15 protein-coding genes are annotated in these 20,020 nt (G+C 74.2%); 7 read left to right on the plus strand and 8 right to left on the minus strand.

Annotation, left to right across the window (positions count from 1 at the left end; genetic code table 11):
- Window positions 1-2 precede the first annotated feature (2 nt).
- From N8J89_RS40965 to N8J89_RS40980, 4 genes are read right to left on the minus strand one after another with little or no spacing between them, the layout of a single operon-like run.
- Complete coding sequence (locus N8J89_RS40965) at window positions 3-1,136, minus strand: GAF domain-containing sensor histidine kinase (RefSeq protein ID WP_283666375.1); 1,134 nt, start codon at window positions 1,134-1,136, stop codon at window positions 3-5.
- 8 nt (window positions 1,137-1,144) lie between these two features.
- Complete coding sequence (gene cydD, locus N8J89_RS40970; RefSeq protein WP_283662220.1) at window positions 1,145-4,333, minus strand: thiol reductant ABC exporter subunit CydD; 3,189 nt, start codon at window positions 4,331-4,333, stop codon at window positions 1,145-1,147.
- The gene (cydB, locus tag N8J89_RS40975; RefSeq protein WP_283662221.1) at window positions 4,330-5,310 is read right to left on the minus strand and encodes a cytochrome d ubiquinol oxidase subunit II; all 981 of its coding nucleotides are present in this window, start codon (window positions 5,308-5,310) and stop codon (window positions 4,330-4,332) included. Before cydB ends, cydD begins: the two co-directional genes overlap by 4 nt.
- Window positions 5,311-5,321: 11 nt before the next feature.
- Window positions 5,322-6,809 (minus strand): cytochrome ubiquinol oxidase subunit I, encoded by a 1,488-nt coding sequence (locus tag N8J89_RS40980; protein ID WP_283662222.1) that lies wholly within the window; start codon window positions 6,807-6,809, stop codon window positions 5,322-5,324.
- Between the two features lie 315 nt (window positions 6,810-7,124).
- On the opposite strand from N8J89_RS40980, the gene N8J89_RS40985 reads away from it, so the two are divergent.
- Window positions 7,125-7,520: a hypothetical protein gene (locus tag N8J89_RS40985; protein WP_283662223.1), complete on the plus strand. Its 396-nt coding sequence runs from the start codon at window positions 7,125-7,127 to the stop codon at window positions 7,518-7,520.
- 105 nt (window positions 7,521-7,625) lie between these two features.
- On the opposite strand, the gene N8J89_RS40990 is transcribed toward N8J89_RS40985, so the two are convergent.
- The 3 genes from N8J89_RS40990 to N8J89_RS41000 are packed head-to-tail and all read right to left on the minus strand — an operon-like array spanning window position 7,626 to window position 10,362.
- The gene (locus N8J89_RS40990; protein WP_283662224.1) at window positions 7,626-8,273 is read right to left on the minus strand and encodes an IclR family transcriptional regulator; all 648 of its coding nucleotides are present in this window, start codon (window positions 8,271-8,273) and stop codon (window positions 7,626-7,628) included.
- Between the two features lie 8 nt (window positions 8,274-8,281).
- Window positions 8,282-9,475, minus strand: coding sequence for a fumarylacetoacetase (gene fahA / locus N8J89_RS40995; RefSeq protein ID WP_283662225.1), 1,194 nt, complete (start codon window positions 9,473-9,475; stop codon window positions 8,282-8,284).
- Window positions 9,472-10,362 carry a hypothetical protein gene (locus N8J89_RS41000; protein ID WP_283662226.1) on the minus strand — a complete coding sequence of 297 codons (891 nt, stop codon included), beginning with the start codon at window positions 10,360-10,362 and terminating at the stop codon, window positions 9,472-9,474. Before N8J89_RS41000 ends, fahA begins: the two co-directional genes overlap by 4 nt.
- Window positions 10,363-10,431: 69 nt before the next feature.
- Between N8J89_RS41000 and N8J89_RS41005 the strand changes: the two genes are divergently transcribed.
- The 6 genes from N8J89_RS41005 (at window position 10,432) to N8J89_RS41030 (ending at window position 18,903) form a co-directional block, all read left to right on the plus strand.
- Complete coding sequence (locus N8J89_RS41005) at window positions 10,432-11,619, plus strand: homogentisate 1,2-dioxygenase (RefSeq protein ID WP_283662227.1); 1,188 nt, start codon at window positions 10,432-10,434, stop codon at window positions 11,617-11,619.
- Window positions 11,620-11,701: 82 nt separating this feature from the next.
- A complete protein-coding gene (locus tag N8J89_RS41010) occupies window positions 11,702-13,000 on the plus strand; it encodes an SWIM zinc finger family protein (RefSeq protein ID WP_283662228.1) in 1,299 nt (432 codons plus the stop codon).
- Window positions 12,997-14,412, plus strand: a complete 1,416-nt coding sequence (locus tag N8J89_RS41015) for a DUF5691 domain-containing protein (protein WP_283662229.1) — start codon at window positions 12,997-12,999, stop codon at window positions 14,410-14,412. Before N8J89_RS41010 ends, N8J89_RS41015 begins: the two co-directional genes overlap by 4 nt.
- On the plus strand, window positions 14,409-15,506 hold the full coding sequence (locus N8J89_RS41020; protein WP_283662230.1) for an ATP-binding protein: 1,098 nt from the start codon (window positions 14,409-14,411) through the stop codon (window positions 15,504-15,506). The genes N8J89_RS41015 and N8J89_RS41020 overlap by 4 nt, the downstream gene beginning before the upstream one ends.
- A complete protein-coding gene (locus tag N8J89_RS41025; RefSeq protein WP_283662231.1) occupies window positions 15,506-17,734 on the plus strand; it encodes a DUF5682 family protein in 2,229 nt (742 codons plus the stop codon). Before N8J89_RS41020 ends, N8J89_RS41025 begins: the two co-directional genes overlap by 1 nt.
- Window positions 17,731-18,903: a VWA domain-containing protein gene (locus tag N8J89_RS41030; RefSeq protein WP_283662232.1), complete on the plus strand. Its 1,173-nt coding sequence runs from the start codon at window positions 17,731-17,733 to the stop codon at window positions 18,901-18,903. Before N8J89_RS41025 ends, N8J89_RS41030 begins: the two co-directional genes overlap by 4 nt.
- On the opposite strand, the gene N8J89_RS41035 is transcribed toward N8J89_RS41030, so the two are convergent.
- The gene (locus N8J89_RS41035) at window positions 18,900-19,991 is read right to left on the minus strand and encodes a hypothetical protein (RefSeq protein ID WP_283662233.1); all 1,092 of its coding nucleotides are present in this window, start codon (window positions 19,989-19,991) and stop codon (window positions 18,900-18,902) included. The genes N8J89_RS41030 and N8J89_RS41035 overlap by 4 nt on opposite strands.
- Window positions 19,992-20,020 lie beyond the last annotated feature (29 nt).

Genomic DNA, 20,020 nt, shown 5'->3' on the forward strand with positions numbered 1-20,020 from the left:
ACTCAGGGCAATGGCACTTCCCAGCTGACCGTGGTCCCGCTGCGCGGTGAGGAGGCCACCCGGCACCGGCCACCGGCGGCGGCCGCGCGTTCCTCGATGTGCCGCAGGCCGCGCCGGGTGACCCCGCGCGGGATGCCGCAGCCGTCGTCGGCGACCTGCAGGCGCAGCCCGTCGGCGTCCCGGTTGGCCCGCACCCACACCGAGCGCGCGCCGGAGTGCCGGACCACGTTGGACAGCGCCTCGCGCAGCGCGGCCCGCGCGTGGTCGGCCACCGCGGTGGGGATGTCGGTGAGGTCGCCGTTGATCTGGAGCTTCGGCTGCACGCCGAGGAGTTCGCCGGCGATGGCGATCTCGGCCTGGATGGAGTCGAGCAGGTCCGGCGCGCGGTCCGCGCCGTCCGGGTCGGCTGAGCGCAGGGTGCGCACGGTGGCCCTGACCTCGGCGATGGTCTTGTCCAGCTCGTCCACGGTGTCCGCGATCCGGTGCGCGTCGGCCTCGTCCAGCCGCCCGGCCAGCCTGCGGCCCAGCAGCTCCAGCTGCACCCCGGCGGCGTAGAGGCGCTGCACGATCACGTCGTGCAGGTCGCGGGCGATCCGCTCGCGCTCCTGGTAGACCGCGATCCGCTGGCGCGCGGTGGAACCCTCGGCCAGCACCAGGGCCAGCCCGGCCTGCACCGCGAAGGAGTTGACCACGTCCACTGTGGACTGGGCGAACGGCTTGGCCCCCTTGCGCCGGTACACCGCGAGCGCGCCGAGCCGCTGCTCCCTGGTGCCGAACGGGGCCACCGCGAACGGCCCGTACCCGCGCAGCGCCCTGGGCACGAACGGCGCGGTCCTCGGGTCCTCGGTGAGGTCGTCCACCACCACCGGCACCCCGCTGCGGGCCACCCTGGCCGCGGCCGAGCGCGGGGACAGCACGGCGCCGACCGGGTCCTCCTCGCTGCGCCCGTGCGCGGCCTCCACGGTCAGCCCGCCGTCGTCGTTGCGCACCATGACCAGCCCCAGGTCCGCCTCGGCCAGCTCGGCCACCCGGCGCACCACCAGCGGCAGCACCGCGTCCGGGTCGTCGCCGGAGAGCGCGGCCGTGGTGATCTCGGTGGAGGCGGCCAGCGCGCGGGCGGCCAGCGAGGGGTCCATGACCAGCATCATGCCCCGACCCTGACCACCTGGTCGGCCCCGGCGGCCTCGGCGGCCCGGTGCGTGACGTGCACCAGGGTGCCCTCGGGCAGTTCGGCGCGGACCCCGGCCAGCACCCGGCGCGCGGTGGGCTCGTCCAGGTGCGCGGTCGGCTCGTCCATCAGCAGCACCCCGGTGCGCCGCGCGTACAGCAGCGCCCTGGCCAGGCCGAGCCGTTGCGCCTCACCGCCGGAGACGGTGGCCCCGCCCACCCCGACCTGGGTGTCCAGCCGGTCCTGCCAGCCCTCCAGCGCCACCGTGCGCAGCGCCGAGCGCAGGTCCTCGTCGGTGGCCGCCGGGTCGCCGAGGCGGAGGTTCTCCCGGACGGTGGTGGAGACCAGCTGCGGGTCCTGCGGCGACCAGGCCGCGGCGGCCGGGATGGTGGCCTGGCCGTGGTCGGGGCGGAGGAAGCCGAGCAGCACGGCGAGCAGGGTGGACTTGCCCGCGCCGGAGGGGCCGACGATGGCGGTGTGGCTGCCGGGCGGCACGTGCAGCGAGAACTCGCGCAGCGCGGGGGCGGCGGCGCCGGGCCAGCGGACGTCGATGTGGTCGAGCCGGATGTCCCCGGTCACGGCCGGTTCCGCCGCCGGGGCCGCCACCGGGGCCGACAGGTTGGCGTAGGCGGTGCGCAGCGGGCGGAGTCGCTGGGCCGCAGGCGGCAGCAGCGCGAGGGCCTCGGTCAGCGCCAGTGGCAGCAGCACCAGCACCGGGGCCAGCAGCGGGTTCAGCGCGCCGGCGGCCACCGCCTCGGCGGCCTGCGGCACGGCCAGCACGGCGGCCGCGCCGGTGCACAGGGTGAGGATGGCCTGGGCCAGGCCGTTGGCCAGGGCCTGGCGGCGGGACTGGGCGGCCAGCGCGCGGTCGGCCGCGGCGAGCGCGTGCTGACGGGGCTGGGCGGCGTTGTGCGCGAGCAGGTCCGGGGCGGCGGTGAGCAGGGTGAGGATGGACTGGGACAGCGCGCGGCGGCCCTCGGCCAGCCTGCGGGTGGCCCTGCGGTCGGCCAGCACGGCGGTCAGCGGGGCCAGGGCGCCCGCGGCCAGCACGGCCAGCGCCAGGGTGAGTCCGGCGGCGGGCAGCACCAGAGCCTGGATGGTGATGGCCACGGTGGCGACCACGGCGGCCACGATCGGCGGGATCAGCACCCGGGGGATCAGGTCGCGGACGGTGTCGGTGTCGGTGACCAGGCGGTGCAGGCCGTCGGTGCGCGCGATCGGCCCCCTGGCCACCAGGTCCCGCCACAGTCCGGTGCGCAGCCGGTTGGCGGTGCGGAAGGCGGCGTCGTGGGTGACCAGGCGTTCCAGGTAGCGCAGCAGCGCGCGGCCGAGGCCGAAGGTGCGCACGCCGACCACCGCGACCAGCAGGGTGAGCATCGGCGGCTGGGTGGAGGCCTTGGCGATCAGCCAGGCGGAGGTGGCGGTGAGCGCGATGCCGCTGGCCAGCGCGGTCGCGCCGAGCAGCGCGCCCAGCAGCGACCGGCGGGTCAGCAGTGTCCACAGTGGACGGTGGCGCGGGCGGTGAGGGTGTGGGTCCGCCCGCGCCACCGCGGGGCCGCCGAGGGGTGTCCCGGCGACGGGTTCGGGAGTGGTGTGCGAGATCAGCAGGACCGCCGCGCCGGCGGCCCTGGCCCGCTCGACCTCGGCCAGCACCGCGGTGGCCGCGGCCGGGTCGAGGTGCGCGGTGGGTTCGTCCAGCAGCAGCAGCCAGGCGCCGCGGCGCAGCCGGAGCAGGGCGCGGGCCACCGCGAGGCGCTGGCGCTCGCCCGCGGAGAGCTCGGCTGGCCGGTGGTTGAGCAGGTGGTCGATGCCGAGCCTGCGGGTGAGGTCGAGGATCTCCGCGATCCGGGGTGGCTCGCCGAGGTCACGGGTGGCCTCGGTCAGTTCGGCGGTGGCCGAGTCGGCGGCGAACTGCGGTCGCTGCGGCACCCAGGCGAGCTGCCGCCGCCAGTCCTGTCCGTCCACTTCGGACAGGTCGACGCCGTCGACGGTGATCCGGCCGCGGTCGGGTGCGCGGAAGCCGAGCAGCACGGCCAGCGTGGTGGACTTGCCGGTGCCGCTCGGGCTGTCCAGGCGCACCAGCTCGCCGGGGGCGACCGAGAAGGACAGGCCGTCGGGGGCGTCCCGGTCGCGGCGGCGCACGTGCAGGCCGGCCACGAACACCCGGCCGCGGCCTGCCGGGCGCGCGCCGGCGGCGGGCGCGGGTTCGGCCAGCACCTTGGCCACCCTGCGCACCACCTCCATGCCGTCCTCGCTGGCGTGGTGCGCGGCGCCGACCGCGCGGATGGCCTGGTAGCACTCGGGGGCCAGGATCAGCACCAGCAGCCCGATCTCCAGGGTCAGCCCGCCCGCGGCCAGCCGGGTGCCGATGAGCACCGCGACCAGCGCCACCGACAGTGTGGCCAGCAGTTCCAGCGCCAGCGCGGAGGTGAAGGCCACCCGCAGTGTGCTCCCGACCGCCTTGCGGTGTGCCTCGCCGACCCGGCGGATCGACTCGGCCTGGGCCTCGGCGCGGCGGAACGCGGTCAGCACCGGCAGCGCGCGGATGAGCTCGGCGGCGTGGCTGGACAGCCGCAGCGTGGCGTCCGCGGCCTTGGCCGCCACCTCCGCGGTGTAGCCGCCGATGAGGATCGCGAACAGCGGCAGCAGCGGCACGGTCACCGCGATGACCAGTGCGGACGGCCAGTCCGCCCACAGGATCGCGGCGCCCACCAGCGGCGGCGCGACCGCGACGGTGACCAGCGCGGGCAGGTAGCGGGTGAAGTAGTCGTCCAGGGCGTCCAGGCCCTTGGTGGCCAAGGCGGTCAGCGCGGCCGGGCCGCCGGAGCGCGCCGGGTCGGCGATCCACTCCGGGCCCAGCCGCAGCGCCTGGCCGAGCAGCGCGGTGCGCAGCTCCTCCTTGGCGCCGGCGGCGGCGCGGGCGGCGACGGTCTCGGTGCCCCAGGCCAGGACCGCGCGGGCGGCCACCGCGACGGCCAGCACGGTGAGCGGGGTGGCCACCTCGAACCGGCCGCCAACGATCGCGGCCAGCGCGGTGGCCAGTCCCCAGGCCTGGGCGACCAGCGCGACCGCGGTGAGCGCGGCCAGCAGCGCGGTCACCGCCAGCGCGCGGCGGGCCGAGCGGGACAGCGCGGGCAGGGCGCCCAGCGGGCCGCGAGTCCTCATGGCGCGTGCACCGCCGGGATGTGCCGGGTGCCGATGCGCTGCCGGAACACCCAGTACGTCCAGGCCTGGTAGGCCAGCACCGCGGGGGTGCCGAAGGCGGCCACCCAGGTCATCACGGTCAGCGTGTACGGGCTGGCCGAGGCGTTGGCCACGGTGAGCGAGAACGCGGTGTCCAATGTGGACGGAAGAACGTCCGGGTACAGCGAGCCGAACAGGGTGGCCACCGCGGCCGCGGCCAGCGCGCCGAGCAGCAGGAAGGCCTGGCCCTCGCGTTCCAGCCAGAGCCGCCACAGCGCGAGCCCGGCCAGCACCAGCACGACCGCCCCGCCCAGCACCGAGAAGCCGAGCAGCCCGGCCAGCGGCAGCAACGCGATCGGGCCGACACCGAGCGCCAGCCGCCGTGCCCTGGCCCGGATCGCGCCCTCGGTCTTCAACGCGGTGAACACCGCGCCGTGCACCAGGCTGAACCCGGCCACCGCCAGCGCGCCGAGCAGGGTTTCCCAGCGCAGCAAGGCGATCGGGCCGCCGACCAGGTCACCGCGGGCGTTGATGGGCAGGCCCACCACGGTCGCGGTGAGCACCAGCCCCCAGCCCAGCGGCGGCAGCCAGGAGCCGAGGAAGATCACCCGGTCCCAGTTGCGCCGCCAGCGCGCGCTGTCCACCTTGCCGCGGTACTCGAAGGCCACCCCGCGCCCGATCAGCGCCAGCAGGATCACCAGGATCGGCAGGAACGCGCCGGAGAGCAGCGAGGCGTACCAGGACGGGAAGGCGGCGAAGGTCGCGCCGACCGCGACGATCATCCACACCTCGTTGCCGTCCCAGACCGGGCCGATGGTGTTGACCATGACCCGGCGCTCGGTCTCGGTGCGGCCGAGCACGCCGAGCAGCATGCCCACGCCGAAGTCGAAGCCCTCCAGGAACAGGTAGCCGAACCACAGCAGGGCGATGAGGACGAACCAGACGGTCGAGAGTTCCACTGTGGACACTCCTAGTAGGCGAAGGCCAGGACGTCTTCGGACTTCTTCTCGTCCTCGTCCGGCTCCTCGGGTTTCGGTGGCATCACCCCGGCGACACCGGCCATCGCGTAGCGGCGGATCAGGAAGAACTCGACCGCGGCGAGCACCCCGTAGAGCGTGGTCAGCGAGATCAGCGAGATCAGCGCCTCGGTCGAGCTGATCGCCGAGACCGCCTGCGCGGTGTACATCCACACCCCGTCCACCCCGCTGGGGTTGGGCACCACCACGAACGGCTGGCGGCCCATCTCGGTGAAGATCCAGCCGAAGCTGTTGGCCAGGAACGGGGTCGCGATCCCGCCGAGCGCCGCCCAGACGAACCAGCGCCCGTTGGGCATGCGGCCCTTGCGGGTCAGCCACAGCGCCGCGGCCGAGGCGAGCGCGGCCAGCGCGCCGAAGCCGATCATCAGCCGGAAGCCCCAGTAGGTGACCGGCAGGTTGGGCACGTACTCGATCGGCTTGCCCGCGAAGGAACCCATCCTCGGGTCGTCCGGGTAGTTCTCGCCGTACTTGGCTTTGTAGATCTTGACCAGGTCCTCCACGCCCTTGACCTCGGAGTCGAGATCGCTGTTGGCCAGGAAGGACAGCAGCGCGGGCACGGTGATGCTCTTGACGTTCTCGCAGTCCGGGCGGGTCACGTCGCCGATCGCGAAGATGGAGAACCCGGCGGGTTTCTCGGTGTGGCACAGGGCTTCGGCCGCGGCCATCTTCATCGGCTGCTGCTCGAACATCAGCTTCGACTGGAGGTCACCGGTGAGCGCGACCCCGGCGAAGGCGACCACCCCGACCCAGCCACCGAGCTTGACCGAGGCCCGCCACACCGGCGTGTCGGTGCCCGCCCGCCGGGCCAGGTGCCACACCGAGACGCCGACCAGCAGCGCGGCGGCCACCGCGAGCGCGCCGAACATGGTGTGCGGGAAGGCCGCCAGCACGGTCGAGTTGGTCAGCAGGTCGCCGATCGAGCGCAGCTGCGGGCGGCCGTTGGGGCCGAGGATCGCGCCGACCGGGTGCTGCATCCAGGAGTTGGCGGAGAGGATGAAGTAGGCCGAGGCGACCGTGGCCAGCGAGGCGGCCCAGATGCAGGCCAGGTGCACCCGCTTGGGCAGCCGGGACCAGCCGAAGATCCACAGCCCGAGGAAGGTCGACTCGACGAAGAAGGCCACCAGCCCCTCGATCGCCAGCAACGAGCCGAACACATCGCCGACGAACCGCGAGTACTCGCTCCAGGACATGCCGAACTGGAACTCCTGCACGATGCCGGTCACCACGCCCATGGCGAAGTTGATCAGCATCAGCTTGCCCCAGAACTTGGTCATCGCCAGGTACTTGGGGTTCCCGGTCCGGTGCCAGGCCGTCTGCATGCCTGCCACCAGCAGCGACAGACCGATGGTGAGCGGCACCATCAGGAAGTGGTAGACGGTGGTGATACCGAACTGCCACCGTGCGATGTCGAGGACCTCCACGGCTGCCAGCCTTCCGCGTACCGGCGCTGAACAGCAGGTACAGGGGTCCCCTCTCGTCCCGCCGAGGGTCCCCCAGTGGCGGGACCAAGGTCCCGGTGACCGGTTTCACCCGGGATCGCGGCGGGGCCTGCGCCTGGCTGCCCTGCGCACCGCCACGTCGACGAAGCCGCCGCCCGTCTCCCGGACGGCAGGCGGCTCTACGTCGTCGCCGCAGTACTGAGCCACAGCGACGACCACGCCACGATCACCACCGCGCTCACCGCGTTGTGCGAGAAGGACCCGCTGCACTTCCGGAACGAGACCCGGGATCGTCGGGTGGTCATTGCCGAGGTGCTCGCGACGCTGCCGCTGCATGGCGCGGTCATCGCCACCACCTCGACCACCGACAGTGGGCAGGAGAAGGCGCGGGCGCGGTTGCTCTGCGATCTGCTGCCTCGGTTGCAGCACGTGGAGCGGGTCGGGCATGTCGTGCTGGAGAGCCGGGCCGGTGGTGACCGGTTCGACCGGCGCACGCTCAACCGGTTGCGCATGGCGCGGCAGGTCAGTGCCGGACTTCGGCTGGACCACGCGGGCAAGGAGTTCGCTCTGCTGTGGACCGCGGACTTCGTCGCCTCGTCCTATGTGGCGGCGACCAGGCACAGTGAGCCGAAGCCGTGGGAGATCATCAACGGGGCGCATCTGATCGAGATCACCGAATTTGCCCCCAGATAGCGCGAAGCCGGGGGTCCTGATTTCCCTCAGGCTCGTTCCCCGGCTCACTTCTGGCCGCGTCCGCGGACCGACCAGCTCTGGCCTCAGCCTACACCAGGGTGGGGGTCAGCGCAGGGCGACGGCGACCGCTGCGGCGGCGGCGACCACGTGCGGGCCCACCTCGTCGGCCTTGAGGGGTTCGAAGGAGACCACGCCGACGCTGGCTTGCAGGCCGGGGACGGCGCGGACGGGGGCGGCGACGCCGTGGGCGCCGGCTTGGAGCTCGCCGGAGCTGGCGACCCATTCGGGGCCTTCGGGGGGCAGGGCGATGGCGCGGCCCGCGGCTCCGCGCTGGATGGGGTGGCGGGTGCCTACCCGGTAGGCGACGTGGTAGGCGGTCCAGGAGGGTTCGACGACGGCTACGGCTTGGGCTTCGTTGCCGTGCACGACCGTGAGGTGGGCGGTGGCGCCGATCTTCTCGGCCAGGCCGCGCAGGGCTGGGAGGGCGGCAAAGCGGAGTTGGGGGAGGACCCGGCCCGCCAGTTGGAGGACGCCCAGGCCCAGGCGGACCCGGGAGCCTTCGCGGCGGACCAGGCCTCGCGCCTGGAGGGGGCCCAGTAGGCGGTAGATGGCTGCTCGGCTGGCGCCGATGGCGGTGGCCAGGTCGCTGATGCTGGGGGCCTCGGTGTCCGCGTCGGCCACCGCCTGGAGCAGGGCGAGCCCGCGTTCCAGGGTGAGTGAGCTCTCCCTGGCCGCTCCGGGCACCGCTCCCATTCCCGCTCCTACTCTCCGCTGACCACGGTGCCGGTGACCTCGCTCAGGCCCACCAGCGAGCCGCCGGGGCCGGGCGCGGTGGCGGTGAGCACCACCGTGTCGCCGTCTGCCAGGAAGCTGCGTTCCGTGCCGTCGGCCAGGGTGATCGGCTCCTTGCCGCCCCAGGACAGTTCCAGGAAGCTACCCCGCTGGCGCTTCTCCGGCCCGGAGACCGTGCCGGAGCCGAACAGGTCGCCCGGTCGCACGGTGGCGCCGTTGACCGTCATGTGCGCCAGCTGCTGGGCCGCGGACCAGGACATGTCCCGGAACGGCGGCTCGGCGACCAGGGTGCCGTTCCAGTGCACCTCCAGGCGCAGGTCAAGACCCCAGGGCTGGTCCTCGGCCAGGTAGTCCAGCAGCGGGTTCGGCGCGGGCGGGGTGGGCACCCTGGCGTTGCTGAATGCCTCCAGCGGGGTGATCCAGGCCGAGATCGAGGTGAGGAAGGACTTGCCCAGGAACGGGCCCAGCGGCACGTACTCCCAGGCCTGGATGTCCCGGGCGGACCAGTCGTTGAGCAGCACCACGCCGAAGAGGTGCTCGGCCGCCGCGGCGGTGGGCACCCTGGCGGCCACCGGGCCGCCGCAGACGAAGCCGACCTCGGCCTCGATGTCCAGGCGCTTGCTCGGCCCGAAGCCCGGCGCGTCGGCGCCCGGCGGGCGGCTCTGGCCGTGCGGGCGGACCACCTCGGTGCCGGAGACCACCACGGTGCCCGCGCGGCCGTGGTAGCCGACCGGCAGGTGGGTCCAGTTCGGCAGCAGCGGGTCGCCGTCGGGGCGGAAGATCCGGCCGACGTTCTCCGCGTGGTGCCGCGAGGAGTAGAAGTCCACGTAGTCGCCGACCCGGAACGGCAGCAGCGGGGTCACCGAGGCCAGCGGCAGCAGCTCCGCGCCGCTGGGCGTGGCCGGCAGGTCGACCAGCTCGGTCAGCCTGGCCCGCAGTTCGCTCCACAACGGCCGTCCGGCGGCCAGCAGGTCGTCCAGGGTCTCCCCGGCCACCAGGGGCGCCAGGCGCTCCCCCAGGTCCAGTGAGCGCAGCGGAAGGGCATGGTCGCCCACCCTGACCGCGACCACCGGACCGGAGCCGGCGTCGACCACGCCGTAGGGCAGGGTCTGCGGCCCGAACGGCTCGTGCGCGGCGAAGGCCGGGTCCTCGATCCAGCTCACAACAGGCCCAGCCCTTCCAGGTCCTCGACCGGTTCGGTCAGCGAACAGGAGCCGTAGGAGGCGAACACCCCGCGCACGGCGTGCGCGGCGGCCTCCGGCAGCGCCTTGGCCTCTGCGGCGAGCGCCTCGGGGTCGTCGCTGGTCAGCGCCTCCCGAGCGTCCTTGCCGGAGAGCGTGCGGGCGGTGGCGACCAGCAGGTTCAGGAAGCCGTGGTGGTTGAACCCGGTCTCCTCGTCCCGGTGCCGCAGCGCGTTGTGCAGCCCGGCGGTGGCCTTGAACGGCACGCCGGTGGTGCTGGCCACGGTGAGGAAGTCGGCGACCTCGTCCACGCTGGGGAAGGCCTCCGGCGTCTGGCCGCCGCAGCGCAGCTTCGGCCAGCTGCCGTGTTCGGCCACCCGCCGCACGCTGTCCAGCCACTCGCTGCTGGTGCCGGCCTCGGTGTTCTGACTTGGGCGCCTGGGCTCGATGACCCGGATCACGTCCTCGGGCACGAACTCCGAGACGCGTTCCAGCCACACGTCGTCGACTTCCGACGGCGCGGGCATCTCGACCATGCGCAGGGCGAGCAGCTCGGTGCGGGACTCGACGATGGAGATGGCCTTGGGCACCGCGCTCAGACCGGTGTCGATCACCAGTGACAGACCCACCGGCTTCACCGGTTTGATCTTGATCAGCTCGGTGATCAGCTCAGGCAGCCTGGAGGCATTGCACAGGAAAAGGCCCACCACGCCGGCCCAGGACTCGGTCCTGGCCTGCAGGTGGTTGCGCAGCGCGTCCGCCATCGGGGCGTTGCCCGGTGGGAACAACGCCGCGTCGTCGACCAGCCTTGCGAGCAGGGGCGGTGTACCGCGCGGACCGGGCGCACGGAGCTCAGCGACGCTTGACACGGCTGACACGCTAGTGGTGTCCACGGAACCGAACAAAAATGTCCGGTCTCCGAACACCCGGAGGGAGCAATGCCTTACTACCGCGCGGTGGGTTCGATCCCCCAAAAGCGCCACACCCAGTTCCGCGATCCGGACGGCAAGCTGTACGCCGAAGAGCTGATGGGCGTGGAGGGTTTCTCCTCCGACTCGGCCCTGCTCTACCACCGGCACCTGCCGACCGCGATCGTGAACGCCGAGGTCGTGGCCGAGTGGCGGGGCACGACCACGGCCAACCAGCCGCTCAAGCCCCGGCACTTCCGCACCCAGGAGCTGAAGTGGGACGCCCCAGCCGAGGTGGACGCGGTCACCGGACGGCGGCTGCTGTTCGGCAACGCCGACGTCGCGATCTGCTTCACCGCGCCGACCACGGCCAGCCCGCTCTACCGCAACGCCTTCGGTGACGAGCTGCTCTACGTGCAGACCGGCACCGCGGTGATCGAGACCATCTACGGCCCGCTGGAAGTGGCCGACGGCGACTACGTGGTCATCCCGACCTCCTGCACCTACCGGGTCGTGCCCCAGGGCGGCGAACAGCTCCGGCTGCTCGTGCTGGAGGCCACCGGGCACATCGGGCCGCCCAAGCGCTACCTGTCGAACAAGGGCCAGTTCCTGGAGCACGCGCCCTACTGCGAGCGGGACCAGCGCGGGCCGACCGAGCCGCTGCTGGTCGAGGGCACCGACGTGGAGGTGCTGGTCCGGCACCGCACCGGGCTGACCAGGTTCACCTACGCCAACCACCCGTTCGACGTGGTCGGCTGGGACGGCTGCCTGTACCCGTGGGCGTTCAACATCCGCGACTTCGAGCCGATCACCGGCCGGGTGCACCAGCCGCCGCCGGTGCACCAGACCTTCGAGGGCCCGAACTTCGTGGTCTGCTCGTTCTGCCCGCGCAAGGTCGACTACCACCCGCTCGCGGTGCCGGTGCCCTACAACCACGCGAACGTGGACTCCGACGAGCTGATGTTCTACGTCGGCGGCAACTACGAGGCGCGCAAGGGCTCCGGGATCGGCATCGGGTCGATGTCGCTGCACCCCTCCGGCTGCACGCACGGGCCGCAGCCGGGCGCCGTCGAGGCGTCCCTGGGGGCGGACTACTTCGACGAGACCGCGGTCATGGTGGACACCTTCCGGCCGCTGGAGCTGGGCGAGGCCGCGCAGGACTGCGAGGACCCGCGCTACGCCTGGTCCTGGGCCAGGCGCGGACCCGACTGGACCTGAGGAAAACGGATACCGTCCGTTCCCTTTCGCAGCGTGTGCGGAAGGGGACGGACTGTCAGGGCGGGGCCATAGGGTTCGGTCCGTGGATGTCGACGCGGTGCTGGCGCTGGCGCCCGACCAGCAGGTCGCGGCCAGCGCGGCCAAGCTGACCGCCCTGGCCGGCTGGGACTGGCTGGGGCGGGACGAGCGGCTGCTCTGGGGACTGTGCCGGGGCAGCGGCAGCAAGCCGTACCAGGTGTGCGTCGACCTGACCGACCGCGCGGCCAAGTGCTCCTGCCCATCCCGGAAGTTCCCGTGCAAGCACGCGCTGGCCCTCCAGCTGCTGCACGCGCTGGACAAGGTGGAGCCGGGCGTGCCGTTGCAGTGGGCAGGGGAGTGGCTGGCCAAGCGGGAGTCGCGGACCGCGCCCACCGAGCTGGACACCTCCGCGGAGGCGGTCCAGCGGCGGGCGGCGGCGGCCGAGCGGACCGCGGCCAAGCGGGCGGCCGCGGTGCAGGCCGGGGTGAGCGGGCTGCGCGAGTGGCTGGCCGACCTGGCCGCCGGTGGCATCGCCGGGCTGCCCTCGCGGGAGCCGGAGTGGTGGCGGATGTCCTCGGCCAGGATGGTGGACGCCAAGGCGCCCGGACTGGCCGAGTCGATCACCGAGCTGTCCGCGGTGGTCCGGGCCGGTGGACGGCGCTGGGCCGAGGTGGCCGCGGACCGGATCGGCGGGCTGCACCTGCTGGCCACGGTCGCGCCGGACCCGCCGGAAGAACTCGCCGCGGTGGTGCGGCGGCGGCTCGGGTTCACCGTGCGCGAGGACGAGGTGCGCGCGGGCGAGGGCTGGTCGGACCGCTGGGTGCCGCTGCTGCTGCGGGACTCCGACGACGGGCGGATCCGTACCGTGCAGCAGTGGGCCTGGGCACGCCAGCGGCGGGAGTGGGTGACCGTGCTGCGGCACGGGGTGCTCGGCGGGCCCGGCATCGGACCGGCGCTGCCGGTGGGCGGGGAGTTCGAGGGCACGCTGTACCCGTATCCGGCCGGGATCCCCCGGCGGATGGCGGTGGGGGACGTGGGCGAGGTGCGCGCGGCCGAGGCGATCGAGCTGCCGGAGACCTGGGCGGCGGCACTGGCCGGGCTGGAACCGGCGCTGGTGGCCGATCCGTGGCAGCGCAGGCATCCGCTGGGCTGCCAGCGGGTCCGGCTCGGCCTGGCCGGGCACGAGCACGGGCTGGTGGACGCCGAGGACCGGTGGCTGCCGGTGCGCCAGGACAGCGCGGTGGACCGGGCGCTGGCGCTGCACGGCGGGGCCGCCTTCGACGCGGTGTGCCTGTGGAACGGCTGGACGCTGACCCTGGGTGCGGCCGCCGAACCGGGTCAGGCTCCGGTGGTGCTGGCGTGACCGGGTGGCAGGAAACGGTGCAGCGCCTGCTGGTCGGCGCGACCAGGTCCACTGTGGACGGTGAAGAGCTGCTGGCCGACTGCGCCGCGCTCGGGCTGGCCAGGCACGGCGCGCAGCAGCCGCGGGCCGGTGGCATCGAGGTGCTGGCGCCCGCGCCGGCGGAGAGCAGGCCGGTCGCGCCGGACCGCACCGCGGGGCTGTTGAGCCAGATCCTGGCCTGGGAGGACCCGCACCTGCTCACCGAGTGGTGCCTGGCGGTGGCCCGCGCGGGCCGGATCGCGCCGCCGAGGGCGCTGCCGGACCTGCTGGCCGCGGGCACCGCGCGCACCGGCTGCCGGCCGGAGATCGTGGAGGTGCTGGGCGCGCGCGGACGCTGGCTGGCCGGGATGCGGCCGTCCTGGTCGTGGGCGGCGGGCACCCCGGAGACGCCGGAGGGCCTGGCCGACCTCAACGAGCTGCTGGACCTGCCGCTGCCACAACGGAAGGCGGGGCTGCGCTGGGCGCGGCTGTCCGATCCGGCCGGGGTGCGGCGGCTGATCACCGAGGGCTGGTCCGGGCTGTGGCGGGCCGGGGACCGGCGGCTGCTGGTCACCGCGCTGGCCGACGGGCTCAGCGCCGCGGACGAGCCGCTGCTGGAGGCCGCGCTGGACGACCGGGCCGGCGCGGTGCACAACGAGGCCGTGCGGCTGCTCCGGCTGCTGCCAGGGTCGGCGCTCTCCGAACGGTCCGCGGCCCGGCTGCGGGCCGGGCTGCACGTCTCCCGCGGCGAGCTGACCGTGCGCGAGGACGGCCCGTACGGCAGCGAACCGGAGCCGGCCGAGGTGCGGGACCTGTTGCGCGAGGGCACCTTGGAGAGCGGGGTGAGCGGACGGCTGCTCGGCGCGGCCAGCGGGGTGCCGCCGGAGCTGTTCCTCGAACTGTTCGGCGCGGACACCGAACAGCTGCTGCAAGCCTCGCCGTGGGCGCCGATGCTGCTCAAGGGGATCGCCGCCGCGCTGCCGCGCTCGGCCGACCCGCTGCGCTGGCTGCCCGCGGTGGCCAAGGTGCTCTCCCAGGCCGACCTGCTGGACATCCTCGCCGAGCTGCCCAGCGAGCTGGCCGCGCGGGCGCTGGCCGGGCTGGTCGGCCGGTGGAACTACGACGTGCTCGACCACGCCTGCGCCGGGCTGCCCGGCCCGTGGCCCGCGGAGACCACCAGCGCGGTGCTGGCCCGCTACGCCGAGATGAGCGACCGCCGCTGGCGGGCCGGGCGGCCGCCCGAGCTGCTGATGCGCCGCGGCGACCTGGGCGTGCTGACCCGGCACTGGCGGCGGATCACCCTGCGCTGGCCCGAGCACGGCGCCGAACACTCAGTACTGGAGCTGCGCACCGAACTGTTCCGTGCGCTCGACGATCGGAAGGACCCGGCGTGACGACCGAGAACGGCGGCGGCGCACTCCGCCCCAGCGCCGAAGAGCAGTACGCCGCCGAGCTGGCCGCCTGCGCCGCGGCGGACGACCGCCCGCGCCCGCCGCGCTGGCGGATGTCCCCACAGGCCGTGGTGCGCTACGTGCTCGGCGGCAAGCTGCCGGACGGCACGGTGATCACGCCCAAGTACATCGGCGACCGGCGGCTGGTGGAGGTCGCGGTGGGCACCCTGGTCACCGACCGGGCGCTGCTGCTGCTCGGCGTGCCGGGCACGGCGAAGTCCTGGCTGTCCGAGCACCTGGCGGCCGCGGTCAGCGGCGACTCCACGCTCGTCGTGCAGGGCACCGCGGGCACCAGCGAGGACTCGATCCGCTACGGCTGGAACTACGCCCGGCTGATCGCCGAGGGGCCGAGCGAGGCCGCGCTGGTGCCCTCGCCGGTGCTGCGCGCGATGCGCACCGGGGCGGTGGCCAGGATCGAGGAGCTGACCAGGATGCCCTCGGAGGTGCAGGACTCGCTGATCACCGTGCTCAGCGAGAAGGCGCTGCCGGTGCCAGAGCTGAACCAGCAGGTGCAGGCGATCGCCGGGTTCACCGTGATCGCCACCGCGAACGACCGGGACCGCGGCGTGAACCAGATGTCGGCCGCGCTGGCCAGGCGGTTCAACACGGTGGTGCTGCCGCCGCCGGCCACCGAGGACGCCGAGGTGGAGATCGTCGCGCAGCGCTCGGCGCAGCTGGGCCGGGCGTTGCAGCTGCCCGCCGAGCCGCCCTCGCTGGCCGAGGTGCGCCGGGTGGTGCGGATCTTCCGCGAGCTGCGCAACGGGGGCACCTCCGACGGGCGCACCCAGCTGAAGAAGCCCAGCGGCAGCCTGTCCACCGCCGAGGCGATCTCGGTGGTGACCAGCGGGATGGCGCTGGCCGCGCACTTCGGCGACGGGGTGGTCGGCGCGGACGAGCTGGCCGCCGGGCTGCTCGGCGCGGTGGTCAAGGACCGGGTGTCGGACGCGGCGGCCTGGCAGGAGTACCTGGAGGCCGTGGTCAGGGAACGCGCCGAGTGGCGGGACCTCTACCGGGCCTGCCGGGAGCTCGGCGTCTGATGGCCCGGACCCAGCCCCTGCCGGCCCGGGTCACCCTGCTCGGCATCCGGCACCACGGCCCCGGCTCGGCGCGGATGGTGCGCGCCGCACTGGCGGCGTTGTCGCCCGAGGTGATCCTCATCGAGGGGCCGCCGGAGGGGGACGCGCTGCTGGCGCACGTGCCGGAGCTGACCCCGCCGGTGGCGCTGCTGCTGCACGAGGAGGCCGATCCGGCCAGCGCCTCGTTCTGGCCGTTCGCCCGCTTCTCCCCGGAGTGGCAGGCGCTGAGCTGGGGCGCCGAGCACGGCGCGTCGACCCGGTTCTTCGACCTGCCCGCGGCGATGTCCCTGGCCAGGGCGGCAAACCCGCCGGCGGAGCGGAAGGTCGCGGTCGACCCGCTGGCGGTGCTGGCCGAGGCGGCCGGGTTCGACGACCCGGAACGCTGGTGGGAGGACGTGGTCGAGCACTCCTCGGCCGACCCGCTCGGCCTGGCCGCCGCGGTGGCCGAGGCGATGGGCGCACTGCGCGAGGAGTTCGCCGACACCGTGGACGAGCACACGCTGCGGCGTGAGGCGGCCATGCGGCAGAACCTGCGGAAGGCGCTGAAGGACACCGAAGGGCCGGTCGCGGTGGTCTGCGGGGCGTGGCACGTGCCCGCGCTGCAACAGCTTCCGGCCGCGACCGCGGACGCGGCGCTGCTGCGCGGGCAGCCGAGGCTGAAGGTCTCCGGCAGCTGGGTGCCGTGGAGCCACGGGCGGCTGGCGGCCACCTCCGGCTACGGCGCGGGGGTGGACTCGCCGGGCTGGTACGCGCACCTGTGGGAGCGGGCCGAGGCGGGCGATGTGGTGCCGCGCTGGCTGGCGCGCACCGCGCAGGTGTTGCGGGAACAGGGACTGCCCGCCTCCACGGCCAGTGCGGTGGAGGCGGTGCGGCTGGCCGAGACGCTGGCCGCGCTGCGCGGGCGGCCCTCGCCGGGGCTGGCCGAGGTCACCGAGGCGACCCTGGCGGTGCTCTGCGGCGGGGACGACGTGGGGCTGAAGCTGGTGCGGGAGCGGCTGGTCGTCGGCGAGGAGCTGGGCGCGGTCGGGGAGAAGGTGCCGCGCTCGCCGCTGGCCGCGGACCTGGCCCGGTTGCAGCGGCGGCTGCGGCTGGCCCCGGAGGCCGCCGAGCGGAACCTGCGGCTGGACCTGCGCAAGGACATCGACCGGGAGCGCTCGAAGCTGTTGCGGCGGTTGCGGGTGCTGGAGGTGCCGTGGGGCGAGCCGGAGGAGACCGGCGGGCTGGGCACCTTCACCGAGGGCTGGACGCTGCGCTGGGACCCGGGCCTGGCGGTGGCGCTGGCCGCGGCCGCCCGGCACGGCACGACGGTCGAGTCGGCGGCGAGCCAGGTGCTGGTCACCGGCTCGGCGGAGCTGCCGACGGTGGCCGAGGCGGCCCAGCTGCTGGACACCGCGGTCGGCGCCGAGCTGCCGGCGGCGGTGCTGGCCGGGCGGGCCGCGCTGGACCGGTGCGCGGCCGCGGCCACCGACGCGATCGAGCTGCTCACCGCGCTGCCCGCGCTGGCCCGCACGGTCCGCTACGGCTCGGTCCGCGGCACCGACCCGGAGCTGTTGCGCACCGCGCTGCACGGGCTGCTCGCCCGCGGCGCGGTCGGGTTGCCGATGGCCTGCCTGAACATCGACGACGAGACCGCGGCCCACACACTGTCCACTGTGGACGGAGCACATGAGGCGGTGCGGCTGGCCGCCGACGAGGAGCACGCCGCGACCTGGTGGGAGGCGCTGCGGCGGCTGGTCGAGCTGGGCGCGCGGGACGCGGCCAAGTCCGGGCACGGGCTGCCCACCGGACGGGCCTGCCGGCTGCTGTGGGAGTCCGGGCGGCTGGACACCGAGGCGGTGGCCGCCCGGCTGCACCGCGCGGTCTCGCCGGGCGGGGCCGCGGCGGCGGCCGCGGCGTTCGTGGCCGGGTTCCTGCACGGCTCGGCCGCGCTGCTGGCCGCGGACACCCGGCTGCTCGGCCTGGTGGACGGCTGGCTCTCCGGCCTGTCCGGCGAGGCGTTCGAGGACGCGCTGCCGCTGCTGCGGCGCGCGGTGGGCACCTTCAGCGGCCCGGAACGCCGCACCCTGGCCGAGCGGATCGCCGCGGGCGCGGGCCGGAGCGCGGCCGTGGACACCGACTGGGACGCCGGGCGGGCCGACCGGCTCACCGGCTACGTGCGCGAGCTGTACCGAAGGGCGGGCACCCGATGAGCGAGGCGGAACGGCTGCGCCGCTGGCGGCTGCTGCTCGGCCCGGCGGCCAACGAGCTGGGCGACCTGGACGCCGACGACCGGCGGCGGGACGCGGCGCTGACCGCGCTCTACGGCGGTGGCGGGCAGACCATGCCGGGGGAGGGCGAGGGCAAGCGCAGCGGTGGGCTCAGCTCCAGCGCGCCGGTGCTGCACCGCTGGCTGGGCGATGTGCGCACCTACTTCCCGGCCTCGGTGGTGCAGGTGATGCAGCGGGACGCGGTGGAGCGGCTGGGCCTGACCAAGCTGCTGCTGGAACCGGAGCTGCTGTCCACTGTGGAGCCGGACGTCCGGCTGGTCGGCACCCTGGTGTCGCTGTCCAGGGCGATTCCCGCGCGTACCAAGGAGACCGCGCGGCTGGTGGTGCGCAAGGTGGTCGAGGAGATCGAGAAGAAGCTGGCCGAGAAGCTGATCGCCGCGGTCACCGGCGCGGTGGACCGGGCCAGGCGCACCCGCAGGCCGCGACTGTCCGATGTGGACTGGGACGCGACCATCAAGGCCAACCTGCGCCACTACCAGCCCGCGCAGCGCACCGTGGTGGTGGACCAGCTCATCGGCGCCCAGCGGCGCAGCCGCAGCTCCGCGCTCAAGGACGTGCTGCTGCTGGTGGACCAGTCCGGCTCGATGGCCGAGTCGGTGGTCTACGCCGCGGTCTTCGGCGCCACCCTGGCCTCGCTGCGCTCGGTGCACACCCGGCTGGTGGTCTTCGACACCGAGGTCGCCGACCTGACCGAGGAGCTGGACGACCCGGTGGACCTGCTGTTCTCCACCCAGCTCGGCGGCGGCACCGACATCAACCGGGCGATGGCCTACGCCCAGCAGCACATCCGCCGCCCAGCCGACACGGTGCTGGTGCTGATCAGCGACCTGTACGAGGGCGGCGTGGCCGGTGAGCTGCAACGCCGGGTCCGCGACCTGGTGGCCAGCGGGGTCACCGTGGTGGTGCTGCTGGCCCTGTCCGACAGCGGCAAACCGGCCTACGACCACGAGCTGGCCGCCCAGCTCTCCGCCCTCGGCGCGCCCGCCTTCGCCTGCACCCCTGACCTGTTCCCGGACCTGCTGGCCACCGCGCTGCGCAAGGAGGACGTGGCGGCCTGGGCCGAGGCCGAGGGCATCCAGGTCGGCGCTTAGAGCTGGGTCATGCCGGGGTTGAAGGTGGCCAGGCCGAGGATGGGGTAGCCGGGGTAGCCGACCGCGAACACCTTGCCGGGCACCGGATCACCGGCCACCCAGAGTCCGCCCATGGCCTGGATGTTGCCGACCAGGTCCAGACCGGCGTCCGGCAGCTGGATCGGCAGGTCCACGCCACTGGCCAGCCGGATCACGCCGTGCGCGTTGCCGCCCAGCGGTCCGAGCTGAGCCGGGACCAGGGTGATGCCCACCGGCTGCCACGGCCCGGCATGCAGCAGTTCGGGCAGTCTGGTCCAGGGCCGGAACCGGCGGCGGGCCTTCAGGTGGCGGCGCAGGCACAGCGGGACGGCGATGGCCACCATGAGCACGCTGGCCACGACGCTGCCCGTGCTGATGCCCTGCACCAGCAGGAAACCCAGCATGACCAGCACCACCAGGACGAAGGCGGCCACGTCCGGCCAGATCCGATAGTTGATCGCCCGCGCCAGCACGCCGGCCCAGGCCACGCTGACCGGGTCGGCCGCCGCGGTGCCGTCCGCCTGCTCGGGCTCCGGCGTCACCGGTGCGCCGGTCTCGGTGGTCACCTTGCCGAACAGGGGCGTGCCGGGACCCTCGATCCGGGCCAGCACCAGTCCGGCCTCGTCCGGGCCGACCAGCCACAACCGGCCGGTGTGCCGGACCACCAGGTGCGCCACCCGGCCGCCCATCTCCTGGACGCGCAGCCGCCTGCCCTCGGCCTCGACCACGAAGTGCCTGCCGTCCAGGCCGAGCACCTCGGCGTGCACCTGACGCCAGGCCTGCGCGGTCATCAGCTCCTTGGCCGCGCGGTTCTGCGGGACGAGCCAGATCACCAGCACCACCTGCAGCACCAGCAGCAGCGCGGCCCCGCCCAGCGCGGCCACCCAGGCCACCGGGGTGATCCCGAGCAGGTACAGCACCCCACCGAGCGCGGCGCACAGGGCGATCCCGCCCAGCGGGGCGCGCACCAGCGTCTGCTGGTAGTCGCGGATGCCCACGGCCAGGGCGTCCTCGATGGCGGGCCGGTCGGTCACCGGTTGGGCGACGATGGCGGACGAGGCGGGTTGCACCTGGCCAGGATAGAGAGGTCCCTCGGTCG

It is taken from the genome of Crossiella sp. CA-258035, from assembly GCF_030064675.1.
GTDB lineage: Bacteria > Actinomycetota > Actinomycetes > Mycobacteriales > Pseudonocardiaceae > Crossiella.

Bases quoted from the DNA above. Each gene is read 5' to 3' on its own strand.
- N8J89_RS41005 (WP_283662227.1), top strand. From the start codon at position 10,432: ATGCCTTACTACCGCGCGGTGGGTTCGATCCCCCAAAAGCGCCACACC.
- N8J89_RS40990 (WP_283662224.1), bottom strand. From the start codon at position 8,273: ATGGGAGCGGTGCCCGGAGCGGCCAGGGAGAGCTCACTCACCCTGGAA.
- N8J89_RS41030 (WP_283662232.1), top strand. From the start codon at position 17,731: ATGAGCGAGGCGGAACGGCTGCGCCGCTGGCGGCTGCTGCTCGGCCCG.
- N8J89_RS40965 (WP_283666375.1), bottom strand. From the start codon at position 1,136: ATGGACCCCTCGCTGGCCGCCCGCGCGCTGGCCGCCTCCACCGAGATC.
- cydD (WP_283662220.1), bottom strand. From the start codon at position 4,333: ATGAGGACTCGCGGCCCGCTGGGCGCCCTGCCCGCGCTGTCCCGCTCG.
- N8J89_RS41025 (WP_283662231.1), top strand. From the start codon at position 15,506: ATGGCCCGGACCCAGCCCCTGCCGGCCCGGGTCACCCTGCTCGGCATC.